Raw genomic sequence first — 15,709 nt, 5'->3', positions numbered from 1 at the left:
ATTGTCACCGTGAAGGTTTCTCATGATCGAACTAAAACATTTAAAAACATTGCAAGCGCTCAGCCAATACGGTTCATTAGCGGCAACAGCAACACACTTGCACCAGACACAGTCTGCTTTATCACACCAATTTAGTGATTTAGAGCATCGGCTAGGTTTCCGGTTATTTATTCGTAAAAGCCAACCTTTGCGCTTTACGCCACAAGGGGAAGTCTTATTACAGTTGGCACAACAAGTCCTGCCATTAGTGAAAGATGCTATTCGAGTATGTAATGAGCCTAGGGTTTGTGCGTTACGCATCGCGATTGAATGCCATAGCTGCATTCAGTGGTTGACCCCTGCACTACAGCAATTCAGACAAACTTGGCCACAAGTTAGTGTGGATTTTAAATCTGGGGTGGCCTTCGACCCACAACCTGAATTGCTCTCAAGGGAATTGGATATTGTGATGACTTCTGACATCTTGCCAGATCAAGGCATCCACTATACGCCAATGTTTGATTATGAAGTGAAATTGATTGTGGCGAACGACCACCCTCTAGCCAAGAAACCACATATTGACCCCCATGACTTGGCAGATGAAACGTTGCTTATCTACCCAGTACAACGGGATCGCTTCGATGTGTGGCGCCATTTTCTGCAACCTGCGGGTGTGTCACCTAACGTAAAAAATGTCGATAACACATTAATTTTAATCCAAATGGTCGCTGCTAAAATGGGTATCGCTGCACTTCCTCACTGGGCGGTTGATTCATTTGAAAAACAAGGGCTAATAAAAACCAAAACCTTGGGTAGCGGTTTGTGGAGCCGGCTGTATGCGGCCTGCCGTGAAGGAGAACAGCGCCAGCCAGCTATTGAAGCATTTACTGAGGCGACGACGGATCACGCTGTGGAGTACTTGTCTTATGTGAAGGCCGCGAAAGGATCCAACGCTTATGCACCCAAAGAGAAGCAACTATTAGGCTCGATCCTATGGTAAAACTCAGCCAATCCGGGTGTTGTTGCCAGATAGCAAAATTCACTAATAACCCCGCTGGGACCATCATGTTATTCATAATAGCAAGGGTTCCGGCATCCACTTTGGTTGCGCCATAGTTCCACATAAAGTAGCCAATGCCTGAAGCTGCAATACCCAGCCACAATAAGACGCCCCACTGGAGAGTCGTTGTCGGCATCATCGATTTATTACCAAATAGCAGCCATCCAAGCAATGCAACTAGCGTTGCACCAAGGTAAAACCATGAGAAAGCCTGATGTTGAGGGATTGGATGTATCTCCATCAGACGTTTATACCCCACCTGTCCAATCGCAAAAAAGATATTAGCCAACTGCACAAAAAGTAAACCTAACCAAAAAGATTCACTCAAGTGGTCATAACGAATAATTGCCGCACCAATCACCGCTAATAATGAGCTAAACAGGTAGCCTTTACGCAGCTTCTGCCGTTCTAATAAGTCATAAATTAACGTGACGTATAGCGGTGTTAACACTGTAAAAAGCAAAAATTCAGCAACAGTAAGGTATTGATAAGCATGGAATACAAACAGGTACATGATGCCAAGTTGGCAAGCGCCCACTAGCATATAGAGCGCAATCACTTTAGCGCTAAATTGGCGCCAACGTAGGAAAGGTAAAAAAACCAGCGAAGCCAGTGCAACCCGCACTAATACTGAGAACCAACTATCTACTTGGCCCGCAAGGTATTCGCCGATAAGACTAAACGACGCTGCCCAAAGCAGCGTCGTGATAACAAGTAACCACATAATGCTGTATTTCGCCCCAAACTTAAGAATGTTGGCTAGAATACTCGCTTTTTGGTTTTAATGCTCTTTTTCGATCAAGACGGCTTCTAATAAGTCCAGATCGACCAACAGCGTTTGTAGCGTTTCATTACTGATTTTCTTGGTGGCACGCAAGTGATAAAGCTCACCACGCTCAGCACGTAAAGCCGTTAAACGAAAACGTCGCTCAAGGTCTTCTATCAGCAGATTATGGTCAATTTCATCTTGCCCTGCCGTACGTCGTCTTAAATAACCCGTCACACGGGAAGCAACTTCACTGATATCTTCTGAGTCGAGTTTTTCATCAACGTCAGCAGATAAACGTTCCTGCATCTTATTTAAGCTGACAATCGCCACTTCAGCCATTGCGGCTTTTGCCATGCGGATTTCATTGGCATCGGCTTCTTTGTCGCCCACTTTAAAATTACGCAGCAGAAGCGGTAAAGCGACCACACCTGCAAAAATGGAAAATAAGATAACCCCCGCGGCAATAAATACTAACTGGTAACGCGCAGGGAATGGCGAGCCATCCGTTAAAAATAACGGGATAGAGAGCACACCCGCTAAGGTGATCGCCCCGCGTACCCCTGCAAAAGAGGCAAGCCAAAGCTCACGCACGGTATAGTTCGCAAACTGCAGTGGCCTTTTCTTTAAGAACAAACGGCTAAACCTTTTCATCAGCCATAGCCAACAAAAACGCAATAGCAGTAAAGCAAAATAGATAATTGCCACCGCGGCAAATAGCATCCACGTTTCTACGCTTGGGTCGAGATCCGCTTGGATAACAGACGTTTCCCAAATACCGGGCAATTGAAGCCCTAACATGATGAAAACCAACCCGTTAAAGACAAATTCAAGCATCGACCAAACGCTATCAGCACGTAGCCTCATCGCTAATGGAGCGTTACGGATAACCCCCGATTTTGTAATGGTCATACCCGCCGCAACGGCAGCTAAAATACCTGAAAAACCAATATGTTCCGCAATCATGTATGATGCAAATGGCAGCAATAGCATAAATACAATTTGGGTTGCAGGGTCATCACCGCTCCAGCGGCTCATTAGACGTAATGATTTACTGTATAGCCAAGTCACGATGATACCTGCGAGTAGCCCGCCAACCGCAACTTTGAAAAATTCAATGGTAACGCCAGAGGCGCTAAACACCATGGTTCCCATGGCAATTGCTACCGCAAATTTTAATGCAACCAGACCAGAGGCATCATTCATCAATGCCTCTCCTTCTAGCACACTCATCATCCGTTTAGGAATACGCCCTTTTCCAACAATGGAAGATAATGCAACGGCATCGGTGGGCGATAATACAGCCGCTAGAGCAAACGCAGCAATCAATGGAATACCGGGCATCAACCAATAAATTAAATAACCTATCCCAATAACCGTAACCAATACGAGAACCAACACTAAAATAAAAATTTCTCGACCGTTTTGAAAGAACTCACGGGTTGGCGTTTTCCATCCATCAACAAACAGCAAAGGTGGGATTAACAGAACCATAAAAAGTTCTGGGTCAAAGGTGACATGTAGGCCAAATTGTGGCCAAGCCAATAGCGCACCAATAGCGATTTGAATGAGAGGAAGAGGAATACGAATAGGAAGAATTTTAGCGGCCACCCCTGAAACAGAGACAGCTAAAATCAAAATAAGAATAGTAAAGAAAATTTCCATGTTGCCCTTACTGAATTAACCTAGCGACTAGAACCAAGAATTGCCTGCCGCCGCATAGTAAGAGATAGCACCGTCCAGACCATGATAATTGAGACCAAGCCAGCCACCAGTGGAAGTCATACACAGCCACTTGATTAACTGCCTTCTCTCTATTTTATCCCTAGCCATCCATTTTCGGGGAAAAAATTAAGACTTTACGATTAATTAATACAATAAGTTAAAAAGGTGGCAACATTGGCCACCTTCTTGAAGCAATTCACTTTAGATTGCTAATCCTGAAGCGTAAAATGCCACTAAAAGTACCGCAATAATGACAGTACCAATATTCAATTTGCGCCATTCACCTGCACAAATACGGCCGATAACCAAAGCGGCAAAGCCCAACATGATACCTGTGACAATATTACAAGTCAGAACAATGAACACCGCACATAATAAGCCAGACATTGAATCCACAAAATCATCAAAATCAAGCTTAGAAACATTACTGAGCATTAAAAGCCCAACATACATCAATGCAGGAGCCGTTGCATAGGCAGGCACCAAATAAGAGAGTGGCGATAAAAAGAGAATCAATAAGAATAGTACGCCAACCACCACTGCGGTTAAACCGGTACGACCACCCGCAGCGGTACCTGCCGCAGATTCAATATATACCGCCGCAGGAGATGCACCAATCGCCCCCGCAAAAATACTGCTCACGGAGTCTGCTGTTAATGCTTTACCACCATCAATAATTTGGCCGTCTTTATCCAATAAATTCGCTTGTCCCGCCACTGCGCGGATAGTACCTGTCGCATCAAAAACTGCCGTCATCACTAATGCAAGCAAGCTTGGCAATACCATTGGCTGTAATGCACCCATGATATCCATATTAAAAACCAATGAGAGCCCGTCATCACCCAATGAAGGCAACTTGAAGAAGCCCTGATATTTCACAGCAGGATCAAAAATTAAACCAATAATTGAAATCGCAATAATAACAAGGAGCACACCACCCGGAACGCGACGTTTTTCTAAACCAAAAATGACCGCTAACCCAATGAGTGACATCAAGACAGGGAAAGACGTAAATTCACCCAGAGCAACAGGCAGGCCTGCATTTGGGTTTTTGATCACTAAACCCACCCCATTAGCAGCGATTAACAGTAAAAATAAACCGATACCAATACCTGTACCATGTGCAATACCCATTGGCATATTGCGTAAAATCCAACTACGAATACCTGTAACAGAAATGATGGTGAACAAACACCCCATTAAAAATACAGCGCCTAGTGCCACAGGAATACTAATTTGCTGCCCTAACACCAGACTGAATGCAGTAAATGCAGTGAGTGAAATCGCACAACCAATCGCCATCGGTAAATTGGCCCATAACCCCATTAATAAAGAGCCAAAGCCAGCCACTAAGCAGGTTGCAATAAATACCGCAGTTGGAGGGAACCCTGCTTGCCCTAACATGCCAGGTACAACGATGACAGAATAAACCATCGCTAAGAATGTGGTTAACCCTGCAATGATTTCACGGCGAACTGAAGAGCCGCGCGCTGTTATCTTGAAAAATGAATCCAATTTGCAACTGGATGAAGCCTGTTGGCCTGACATGGTATACCTCTGCTGTTAATGGAAAACGAAAGCACTCAAGTACTGCTAACAACTAATCTATATATCGACGTAAACGATTACGTTTTTCAGAAAAAACAAACTAACTGGGAAAAAAACCCAATAAAAACAGCTGCGCAATCGTTTGGCTTTAAAACTAGAATAAAACATATTGTGAGGGGAGCAATTATCATTCTAAACAGGGGGAATGATCAAGTATTTTTAGCATTTCTTACCCACTAACTGTTTTTTAACATCTAAATACCCAGGTTCTTATGTAATGAACATTATTTTCAAATAACAATTCTTTTTAGTTACATTTACCTTACGTAAAAATAGCTAAATACCTTTCATATAGTGTCTGTTTAAAAAGTACGGTTATTTTTTTGATACAATCCTAGAATATTTTCTTACAAAACGAATAGCTGAAAATTTATTTATTGGTGGTAATATGCGTTATTTAAAAACGTACCTAAAAATACGTTCCCTATTGTTTTTTTATAAAAAAAACAACCATCACTCACTGAGTAAATATATATTTAAGTATATAATCTCAATTATTATCAACTGCAGTTATAGTTTCAATTTAATCCAGTAAAAACACATTAAAATGCCAAATAAAAATGCACCATTAATCATATTACAGCGGAGTATTTTATTACTTTTCATTAGTTTTCTTGCTATGTATTTATTACCAGGAATATATAGTCATAGCCCTTGGAAGCAAGATGAAAATTATAGTTTTGGTATTATTCAAACTATGTATGAAACAGGTAAATGGTTAGTCCCCACAAATGCGGGCGAGCCGTTTATGGAAAAACCTCCGCTTTATTATTGGGTTGCAGCAATTACCTCTCATTTGTTTTCAAGTTTTATCCCACTTTATGATGCCGCCCGTAGTGCAAGCTTATTTTTTTCGGTGATCAATTTTTCATTTTTTATTCTTTTGGCGCGCCGTTTTTTCCATGCCAAAGACTTCACCGATACCCGTATTTGGGTCGCTTTTGCACTGTATGCTTGTGCCCCCGGTGTTATCAGGCATAGCCATGATATGTTTACCGATGTTGCGCTGATGGCAGGGACGACTATTGGCTTGTATGGGTTATTAGGGCTGATACAACAACAAAAAATGCACATGTCTGCACTTTGGTTATCCCTTGGAACCATCGTCACCATGTTGTCAAAAGGTGTTTTTATCCCTGGTGTTCTCTGGATCTGCCTATTTTTATCGCCAATTTTTCTCGCTCAATGCCGAACTAAGCAATTTTGGTTATACAGCTTAACTGCAGGGTTAATTGCCTTTATCGCGATTTTACCTTGGCCTATCCAACTGTACCTTCAACACCCTGATTTGTTTATCGTGTGGTTTTGGGAAAATAATATCGGCCGCTTCTTTGGTTTTTCGGTTGAAAAATTAGGGGCAAAAGCTAATTTAACCCGGATCCCTGCGGCAGTTTCCTTATTTGCCTTTCCTTCTGGTTTACTGGCTGTTGCTTATTTTCTAAGGCATCCGGTTAAGCGTTTATTTAATTCTAACGAGTTTCTATTGGCGCTATTTCCTTTATTAGGTATCGTTTTTTTACAGATTTCAGCTTCTGGTCGGGCGTTATATTTACTGCCTTTTATTGCCCCCATGGCCATATTAGGAAGCCAGACACTATTTTGTTTCCCAGAAAAGCTCCTCAATAATATTGCCCGCTTTGCAGCTGTTTTGTGGTCTGTACTTATTCTTTTTTTATGGGTCTGCTATTTCATCTCTTTGGCTGGCTATCAACAAGAATGGCTAGCTCCATTTGGCCGCTGGCTCCCTATGAGCTACCAAATGGCATTTTCTCCCGTTGTATTCATCTGTGCTCTGTTGATTACATTGGTATGGTTTTTACGCAATAAAATTATTCCAAACTTTATGCCACCTGCTTTTCATATGATGAAAAACTGGTTATTAGGCTTATGTGCTGTTTGGGGGGTAATTTTAACCTTATTTTTGGGGTGGATAGACTATGCAAAAGGTTTCGAAGGGGTTTTTGTCGATTTAGACCAGCATTTAACTGGCCAATTTACAGAAAATGATTGTATGGCATCTGATAATATTGGTGAATCTGAAGCACCGATGCTCTACTACTACGCGGGGGTATTACACCAACGCCAAGATCGGTTTGAAAAACCGGAACAATGCCGCTGGCTAATTGTACTCTCAAAAACGATTAAACCTGCACCGCAAGGCATGGAATTATTCTGGCACAATCATCGGCCGGATGAATTCAGAGAAAACCTCGTTGTGTATAAAGTTATTGAGTAATTTATTTGCGGTGCTCGCTGGCTGAGTAGAGCACCGCAAATGAGCTTATTGGGTAACTTGCTCAACTTTTTGGGCACTGTATTTTTCTCGTGTGAACCATAAAAATACAGTCACAGACAGAACCAATAACACCGGTAAGCCTACAGGTGAGATTGAAGTCGCAATTCCCGCAAGAAGTGGCCCTGATAAATTACCAATTCCCCACAGCATGGCAGCCGCAGCATTAGCAATGATCAACTCGTTCCCTTTGAAATATTGGCCGATTTGCACCAACGCAATAGTATAAATTGCCCCTGCTGTCGCCCCTAAGACAAACAGTAATACCCAAATCAGATAAGGTTGAGTTATAAGGAAAGGCAATAATAGACTGGCTGCAAGTGTGATAATGCCACAGATTCGGTACAATTTTTCTCTATTCATATGGTCTGCTAGCCAGCCGAAAGGAAGTTGCATAATGGCATCCCCAGCAAGAATAGCGCTGATCATTAATGCGGCAACCGCTTCTGTATGACCCATTCCCATGCCATAGATTGGGAATATCGATAAAATGGTTCCATCAAAAAAGGCAAAAAATAAAATTCCGCCACAAATACCCGGTGCAATTTTCACAAATTGAACAATTGAAAAATTAGATTTTTCGGCATTTTCGGCTAAACGGTCACCGACTTTTTGGTCCATTAAAATAAATAGTGCCACAGAGATCAAATGGATCAACGTACAAATCAATAAAGGGGATTTATCTTCCACACCATAATAAGCAATAAAGGAAGGCCCGAGTAGTTGGCTTACTGTGAATACAGTGGTGTAAATTGCCAAAATACGGCCCCGTTTATTTTCAGGCGATAATTCGTTAATCCACGTTTCACCCAAGCAAATCAGCACACCGCTCGCCAAGCCTGTTACTAACCGTAACGGAAATAATAACCAAAGAGGTAATGTGCTCAATAATGGTAATAAGCTAATGGCAGAAACAATCGTTGCCAATAGCATTGCTTTTCGCTTACCTGACCAACGCACAATGCGTTGAACGACAGGTGCAATTAAAAACATGCCTAATGCAGGTGCAGCTGAAATAATGCCAATATACAACTCATTGATACCATAATTATTTAGCCTAAGCGCTACCATTGGAATACTTAGCCCAATAACGATACCAATGACAGCAATACTCATTGTGATGGTAAAAATAGCAAAGGATGGGGAACGACGAAAATGTTGTAAACGCTGATTATCAGAGCTCATGTTGAAATTAATCTGTTTCTTTTTAACAAAATAACAGACTTTAACTCCATAAAATAGATTGTTATGAGAAATAAAAAACCACATCATTATTAGTAAAACCAATAATGTTCGCAGTGATTGTAACACGGCCTATATATTCTGCTATTTATCTTTATAAAACTATTTTTAATATTCTAAATACTTAAAGGACGAAAAAATATCGATAAAGCAGAGCAATACCTGATAATAAAATAATAACATTAATAAATTTTAAAAAACTTTCACGTGAAATTTTTAATGTTATATGCCGCCCAACCCACGTACCGATTAACATAGCAGGAGAAAACGCTAAGGCAATCAATAAAATATCCAGATTGAGATACACTCCCATCACCAAAAATATCACCACTCGAGTTAGCGTGCTAAACCCAATTAACGTCATTTGAGTGAGTCGAAAACGTTGTTTATCTTCAATTCGGCTCGATAAATACATGGCATAGATAAAACCACCACTACCAAATAAAGCACTAAAAACACCGCCCACTAAACTAAATGGGACAACCAATGCCTTTGAAAAGGGTAATTTTGATTTTTTAGAAAAGAATGCGTGTAATACATAACCTACAACAAATAACCCAAGTAATAATACGAGTATATCGGGGCGTGTTTTTAATAAAATCGCAGCGCCAACTAAACTCCCTACTATCATTAATGGAATTATCCATTTAATTTCCTGATAATCCGCATTTTTACCATCTTTAAATAAGTTCAAAACTGCGGCGGTTAGATCAATTAGCGCAAGAATTGGAACAATCATATTTAATGGCAAATACATGGCTAACACAGGGGTTGCAATGAGGGCCGAACCAAACCCCGCCATACCAAAAACCAAATAAGCAAAAAGTAGCGTTGAGAAACAAATCGCCATTTCTAATGATAATAATTCAAACGGCATGACCTTAACTCCAGACGTTTTTTAACGTCCTCACTATAGGTTCTTTCAAATACAGAAAATAGTTTTATTTTTGTCGGGTTTTAAATTTCAAATCTATATCAAAAAACAAAATAGCCACTTTAAATACAATATACAACTAAGAGTGTATAATTTGCTTCACTGAGTGATACAGAACTAGCACAATAAATTAAAATTCAGGTAAAGACACATTGTGGATAAAAAAATTAATTTAAAAATCGGGCAGAAAATTCGTTTACTTAGGCAAGCAAGAGATCTTTCACTAAACGAGCTATCTCGTCTATCGGGGATCTCTAAAGCGGCTTTATCCAAGTTGGAATCTGGCGATTCAAACCCACGCATTGATACATTAGAGTCGATTGCCATTGCCCTGCGCTTTCCACTAAGCGATCTGTTTACACGGCAACATGAGGCCTATCCCTATTTTCTCAAAGCCACTCCCAATGAAAAAGAGTATTCACAACAGTTTAAGTTTCGCATTAGCATGGGAAATATCTCTGAAATTTGGCAATTAACCATGAAGAGAGGCGCTATCATTAATAGCCCCGCCCATATGAGTGGAACCCACGAACACATTATGGTGAATTCTGGCTCACTCATGTTACGGCTACATGACGACCAAAATATCGTCTTAGAAGCGGGAGATTTTTATGCTTTCAGTGGTGATTTCCCACATAGTTATCTCTGTATGGAGGGAGAGCTGCAAGCAACCGTCGTCATGACTTACTCTCACCTTAGTGATAGCGTTTAAATTGCGGCATGTTGTGCATCATAACTAATGCGCAACGTCCCCTTTTTAAATTTCATCGACTTAATTGAAAAATGCTGAATGTTATCTAGCGAAGAAACATGTGTTCCACCACAAGGCATTTCTTCAGTTTGGTCGATATAGCTGATCCGCAAATCCCCCTTTTGCTTTATTGCAACGGCTCGCCCACTATGAAGGCTTTGGTTAACAATATCTTCAATGTATTGGCTATCTAGCTCTTCAAAAGGCGTGACATCCCCTTCCATCATGCTAAATTCCACCCGTGATTCATCAGGAAAGTGATGGCCTTTTTGTGCAAGCCAACCAAAGCGACGTAATTCCCAATTCAGCAAGTGACCAGCAGTATGTAGCGCCGCATAACGCTGACGTTTTTCCTTATCGACCCTTGCAACCACATTGCTATCTTGGCTCAAAATGACATGTTCTGGTAAGTATGCCACAATCAAGCCACCCAATTGTTTCTTAATACGAACAGTAATATCATTCACCCAAGCTGTGTCCATGGGTTGCCCACCACCTTGTGGGTGGAAAATATTATCTTTTAAAGCAACCCAATGCCCCTCATCATCTTCCCCTTGCGCCAGTAAGGAAGTTTCGATTTCATACTGATAAGTGTTCGATAAATAGATGTTATTTTGCATAGATTCATACCTGTTTGTTATTCAATTTACCAAATAGAAACCCACAATACATTCGAAAAATTATTGTTCAACAACTGAATTTATATCATTTTCGTTCGCTTTAGGAAACCCCATTTAACACTATGATTAAATATCAAACAAAAATAGCCCACACAGTTGAATGGGCTATTCGGTCATAAACTTAATCTCAGAATTACTGCAAATAACTTTCCATTGTTTCGAAGAGGCGCAAATCATCACTAAAGCGTACTTCTCGAACATCTTCTAGTTTTTCAACTTGGTTAATCATTTGCGACAAGCGCTCATCTTTTTGTACTAATAGCCATATACGGCTTTCATCTTTATCTTTAATCGGCATACAGAGAATGCCATCAACGTTAAATGCTCTACGGGCAAATAAACCACAAATATGTGACATTACACCTGGGTGGTTACGAACGATTAGCTCTAAAGCAATCGGATGATGTTCAAATACCATAATTACGCTCCAATCATATCAATGTTAGCTGCACCCGGTGGAACCATTGGATATACCTTCTGATTAACATCAATCAAGGCATGGATCAAACATGGACCTTTGGTATTCATTATCGCTTCTAACGCCATTTCAGGGTCTGCTTCATTATTTAAATCGCAAGTTTGCAAACCAAACCCTGCCGCAATTTTGATAAAGTCAGTTTGGTACGGATAAGCTGCAGCAAATATGCGGTTTTCAAAAAATAAATCTTGTTGTTGATGAACCATTCCTAATGCTTGGTTATTCATTAAAATGATTTTGATATTTAACTGATGTTCCGCTGCGGTTGCCAGTTCTTGAATATTCATCATCAAACTGCCATCACCAGAAAAGCACACTATCGTTTTTTCAGGTTTTGCTAACGCCGCGCCTATCGCAGCAGGCAGACCAAACCCCATGGTACCTAACCCTCCTGATGTCAGCCATTGACGTGGACGAGACAGAGGATAAGCTTGAGCTGCCCACATTTGATGCTGACCAACATCCGTTGTCACAATTGCATCTTCACCTGCCGCACGTGCTGTAGACAAAACTAAGCCATAGTGATTCAGCGGGTTATCCGCATCACTGAAATTCAGTGGATATTTCTCTTTTAATTGATTTACTTGCGCCATCCAATCAGCGCGCTCATTACGTTCAACCAAAGGCAATAACAGCTCCAATATTTGCCCCGCATCTGCATGAATAGCGATATCTGGGCGCTTAATTTTGCTGATTTCTGCTTTATCGATATCCACATGGATGATTTTCGCGTTAGGACAAAATTTCTCTGCCTTGCCTATCGCCCTATCATCAAAGCGTGCACCAATAACAATCAATAGATCCGATTCTTCCATTATCATGTTAGTACTTGCCGCAGCGTGCATACCTAACATACCTAAATATAACGGATGCCTCATCGGGATAGTACCAAGTGCCATTAAGGTCATGGTTGTTGGTAATGAGGCTTTTTCCGCAAATGCGATTGCCGTTTCTGTAGAATCGGAGCTAATCACCCCACCACCAAAATACAATACTGGACGTTTCGCGTTATTAATCATTTCAGCCGCTTGCAGAACTTTTTCCATGTCAAAAGCAGGAGCTTTATCTTTCGGTAATACTTCTGGTATTTCAGTTAGTTCAATTGTGGCAGTTTGAACATCTTTTGGAATATCAATCCAAACAGGTCCAGGGCGGCCTGACTCTGCAATACGAAAAGCATCACAAATCACTTGTGGCAATTCATTGATATTACGAACCAAATAATTATGTTTCGTCACTGGAATCGAAATGCCATAGGTATCAACCTCTTGAAAAGCATCTGTGCCAATCATTGACGAAGAAACTTGAGCCGTAATACAAACCAGCGGGATAGAATCCAGTTTTGCATCGGCAATAGCAGTCACTAAGTTTGTTGCCCCAGGCCCACTTGAAGAGATACAAACTGCGGCTTTTCCTGTGGTACGCGCAATTCCCTGAGCAATAAAACCTGCTCCTTGCTCATGGCGAGCCAGTATATGACGGATTTTCTGGCTTTGCCCTAATGCATCATAAAAAGGCAAAGCCGCTCCCCCAGGAATGCCAGAAACGATGGTAATACCGTGTTTTTCCAGTAAATGTACGATTAATTCTGCACCCGTAAAGCGGGTTTTATGTGGTGTTGTGGTGCCCGATTCGCTCATCATAATTATCCTTTGCTAGCCTGCGGACTCGAGCGAGAAGTGAATAAAAAACCCCGCTCGGTTTGCGCCGGCGGGGTTTCTAAATCTACGTTGATTTGTACCCGTTACGGCGCTAAGCCCACGACCACCACCACACGCACGACCACCGCGGCACGTGGCGCGGTTAGTAGTAGGTTGGAATGATGAATAGTCATGTTCACGGGTTCTTCCTGTTTAGTCTGTCTAATTTATTGATTATTATTTTTCAGTTTCTTTTCTTAAGAAAACATAAATTTCGTAGCATGACAATCATTTTTTCTTGTTTTATTCCAAAGGAATGGTAATTGCGACATTCATCACACCCCATTCCAGTAGAGATATTATCTAGAAAAATAAAAAAATATAGAATTAATCACCATTCAAAATCCCAGCAAAAACCTTGACTTAAAGTTAACTTTAAGTTGTATCCTTTACTCCAACTCAAGGGGGTTCGCCCTTGATGGAAACATTAACTAATTGATTTTTAATTAATAAACAGAGGGGTATATGCCAAAATCCGTTTGGTGGTTAACCATCACACTTGCATTATTTATCACAGGAAATGCTATTGTCCTTTCTGTAGCAGTGGTTATTGGCGAAAAACTGGCTATCAACCCAACGTATGCGACAATTCCACTGGTAAGCCAATACGTTGGCTTAATCTTAGCAACTATTCCGATCGCGTTTTTAATGCAAAAGTACTCGAGAAGAGTAGGCTTTATTATTGGTAATATCGGTGGGTTAATCGGCGCAGGCTTTTCTATTCTCGGCGTGATAGAAAGCCATTTAGTTTATTTTTCCATCGGGTTATTTTTCACTGGTATTGCTATTGGTACTGCACAACAATTCCGTTTTGCTGCTATCGAAGAAGCACCAATTTCTTTGCGAGCAAAAGCTATTGGCCTTGTCATGAGTGGAGGTATCGCTGCCGCCTTAATCGGCCCAACATTAGCCATTACTACCCAAAGATTTTTTGCAGAGCACCCGTTTGCAGGGCCATTCATCACGTTAGCCGCCATCTATGTGATCGCATTTATTCTATTATTAGTTGTGCCATTAAAGAAAATAGAGAAAACGCCATCGGATGAAGCGTTAGTCAAACGCAACTACAGTGCATTGTATTCACAACCTATTTTAAAATTAATCGCCATTGTTAGCGCGGTTGGATATGCCATTGTGGTTTTCACCTTTGCCTCAATACCGTTATCCATGAAACAACATGATTTCGCCTTTTCCTCTATTGCGATTGTATTTCAATTCCATGTATTAGGTATGTTTGCACCATCATTTTTCACTGGAACATTAATCCATCATTTAGGGGCAAAACGCATTATTTTCTGCGGTATCATATTGTTAATTTTATCAGCTACTATGAACCTGCTAGGTAACCATTTTTACAATTATTTGTTGGCAGGTATTTTTGTCGGTGTCGCCTGGAATTTAATTTTAATTAGCACCACTAACTTATTACCACATACCTATGAAGCTCATGAACGCGCTAAAGTGCAAGGAATGACCGACTTTCTTATCTATTTCTTCGGAGGAATAGGTAGCTTAGGGGCAGGAGTTCTTTTCTTTATATTCGGTTGGCAGACGATGAATGCCCTATCTGTAGTCATTTCCACCACCATTTTAATTAGTTTTTGGAAGCTCAAAAAATATATCCCCAAACGCCAATGAAAAGTTACATCACTGTACGATGGTTTTATATTCAGAGAGCCTAATAGTTTTATCTATTATTAATCGATATCATGATGAATATATCTCCTTAAGATAAACTCCACTGGCTATAAACTAATTAAAAATCGGTATTTTGTCTATTTTGCCAATTAACAAACTGTATTCAACTTTGTTTACTATTTATTTATTGGCTATTGGCTGAATGAGGGATAAGATTAAAAAGTAACTAATAGGAAGATATTATGTATAAAGAAATCCCTGTTCCCTGCAATGGGAAATACACAGAATTTCAATCTACAGTTGTTAATGAAATATTAGTTTGGATTGAAATGAACTTAACCAGTCGTCTATTACTTGATGATATCGCACTAAAATCAGGATATACAAAATGGCATTTACAAAGAGTATTTAGAAAAGTCGTTGGTATGCCTTTAGGTGAATATATTCGCCGAAGGAGGATCTGTGAAGCCGCTAAAGACCTATGTTCCACCGAACTCCAGGTTATTGATATTGCATTAAAATACCAATTTGACTCCCAGCAATCTTTTGCAAAGCGATTTAGAGCTTATTTAGGTACATCACCGTCAATCTACCGACTGTCCGGTGAAAGTCAAAATGACCCATTACTACTGGAACCTAAAGTAGCTTGATACGCTAATATGAAAATAAAATTTATATTTCCTTTTTTAATAACACTACCAATACAAAGCCCTATGTAAGTTAATTACTGGGGCTTTTTTATTTTCTATTCATTTAAGAAACTTTTAATTTAAAATTAATAAATCCTTAAGGTTTTAGTTTTATATTTAGTTTACCATATTAATAAAAAATAATTTTCTGGATATATGATTTTAA

At 40.3% G+C, this 15,709-nt stretch carries 14 protein-coding genes; 5 read left to right on the top strand and 9 right to left on the bottom strand.

Annotated elements, in window-relative coordinates:
• Positions 1–22 precede the first annotated feature (22 nt).
• Positions 23–979, top strand: a complete 957-nt coding sequence (gene metR / locus PSF67_RS08765; protein WP_272676782.1) for an HTH-type transcriptional regulator MetR — start codon at positions 23–25, stop codon at positions 977–979.
• On the opposite strand, the gene PSF67_RS08760 is transcribed toward metR, so the two are convergent.
• From PSF67_RS08760 to PSF67_RS08750, 3 genes are all read right to left on the bottom strand, one after another.
• The gene (locus tag PSF67_RS08760; protein WP_210844223.1) at positions 864–1,763 is read right to left on the bottom strand and encodes a carboxylate/amino acid/amine transporter; all 900 of its coding nucleotides are present in this window, start codon (positions 1,761–1,763) and stop codon (positions 864–866) included. The two genes, metR and PSF67_RS08760, sit on opposite strands and share 116 nt — an antisense overlap.
• 57 nt (positions 1,764–1,820) lie before the next feature.
• The gene (locus tag PSF67_RS08755) at positions 1,821–3,470 is read right to left on the bottom strand and encodes a Na+/H+ antiporter (RefSeq protein ID WP_102139093.1); all 1,650 of its coding nucleotides are present in this window, start codon (positions 3,468–3,470) and stop codon (positions 1,821–1,823) included.
• A 261-nt stretch (positions 3,471–3,731) separates the two neighbouring features.
• Complete coding sequence (locus tag PSF67_RS08750; RefSeq protein ID WP_102139094.1) at positions 3,732–5,078, bottom strand: NCS2 family permease; 1,347 nt, start codon at positions 5,076–5,078, stop codon at positions 3,732–3,734.
• Between the two features lie 607 nt (positions 5,079–5,685).
• Here PSF67_RS08750 and PSF67_RS08745 point away from each other — a divergent pair.
• Positions 5,686–7,374, top strand: coding sequence for an ArnT family glycosyltransferase (locus tag PSF67_RS08745; protein WP_272676781.1), 1,689 nt, complete (start codon positions 5,686–5,688; stop codon positions 7,372–7,374).
• 45 nt (positions 7,375–7,419) lie between these two features.
• On the opposite strand, the gene PSF67_RS08740 is transcribed toward PSF67_RS08745, so the two are convergent.
• The gene (locus PSF67_RS08740) at positions 7,420–8,703 is read right to left on the bottom strand and encodes an MFS transporter (protein ID WP_331001562.1); all 1,284 of its coding nucleotides are present in this window, start codon (positions 8,701–8,703) and stop codon (positions 7,420–7,422) included.
• Between the two features lie 94 nt (positions 8,704–8,797).
• Positions 8,798–9,550 carry a sulfite exporter TauE/SafE family protein gene (locus tag PSF67_RS08735; RefSeq protein WP_102139097.1) on the bottom strand — a complete coding sequence of 251 codons (753 nt, stop codon included), beginning with the start codon at positions 9,548–9,550 and terminating at the stop codon, positions 8,798–8,800.
• Positions 9,551–9,761: 211 nt separating this feature from the next.
• Between PSF67_RS08735 and PSF67_RS08730 the strand changes: the two genes are divergently transcribed.
• Positions 9,762–10,319 (top strand): helix-turn-helix domain-containing protein, encoded by a 558-nt coding sequence (locus PSF67_RS08730; protein ID WP_102139098.1) that lies wholly within the window; start codon positions 9,762–9,764, stop codon positions 10,317–10,319.
• Here the strand turns inward: PSF67_RS08730 and PSF67_RS08725 are convergent.
• The 4 genes from PSF67_RS08725 to ivbL all read right to left on the bottom strand — a co-directional run bounded on the left by PSF67_RS08725 (position 10,316) and on the right by ivbL (position 13,350).
• A complete protein-coding gene (locus PSF67_RS08725; RefSeq protein WP_210848958.1) occupies positions 10,316–10,978 on the bottom strand; it encodes a hypothetical protein in 663 nt (220 codons plus the stop codon). The two genes, PSF67_RS08730 and PSF67_RS08725, sit on opposite strands and share 4 nt — an antisense overlap.
• Before the next feature lie 193 nt (positions 10,979–11,171).
• Entirely contained in the window at positions 11,172–11,456 is a 285-nt protein-coding gene (gene ilvN, locus PSF67_RS08720; RefSeq protein ID WP_102139100.1) for an acetolactate synthase small subunit, read from the bottom strand.
• A gap of 2 nt (positions 11,457–11,458) precedes the next feature.
• Positions 11,459–13,156: an acetolactate synthase large subunit gene (gene ilvB / locus PSF67_RS08715; protein WP_102139101.1), complete on the bottom strand. Its 1,698-nt coding sequence runs from the start codon at positions 13,154–13,156 to the stop codon at positions 11,459–11,461.
• 104 nt (positions 13,157–13,260) lie between these two features.
• Complete coding sequence (ivbL, locus tag PSF67_RS08710; protein ID WP_241098802.1) at positions 13,261–13,350, bottom strand: ilvB operon leader peptide IvbL; 90 nt, start codon at positions 13,348–13,350, stop codon at positions 13,261–13,263.
• A gap of 331 nt (positions 13,351–13,681) precedes the next feature.
• On the opposite strand from ivbL, the gene PSF67_RS08705 reads away from it, so the two are divergent.
• Both PSF67_RS08705 and PSF67_RS08700 read left to right on the top strand, forming a co-directional pair.
• Entirely contained in the window at positions 13,682–14,854 is a 1,173-nt protein-coding gene (locus PSF67_RS08705; protein ID WP_210848957.1) for an MFS transporter, read from the top strand.
• Between the two features lie 242 nt (positions 14,855–15,096).
• Positions 15,097–15,504 carry a helix-turn-helix domain-containing protein gene (locus tag PSF67_RS08700; RefSeq protein WP_102139104.1) on the top strand — a complete coding sequence of 136 codons (408 nt, stop codon included), beginning with the start codon at positions 15,097–15,099 and terminating at the stop codon, positions 15,502–15,504.
• The last annotated feature ends 205 nt before the right edge of the window (positions 15,505–15,709 follow it).

The sequence above is a fragment of the Providencia sp. PROV076 genome (assembly GCF_028483405.1).
Taxonomy (GTDB): domain Bacteria; phylum Pseudomonadota; class Gammaproteobacteria; order Enterobacterales; family Enterobacteriaceae; genus Providencia; species Providencia huaxiensis.
Note: the sequence above shows the minus strand (reverse complement) of the source record. Positions and strands in the feature narration are given on the sequence as shown.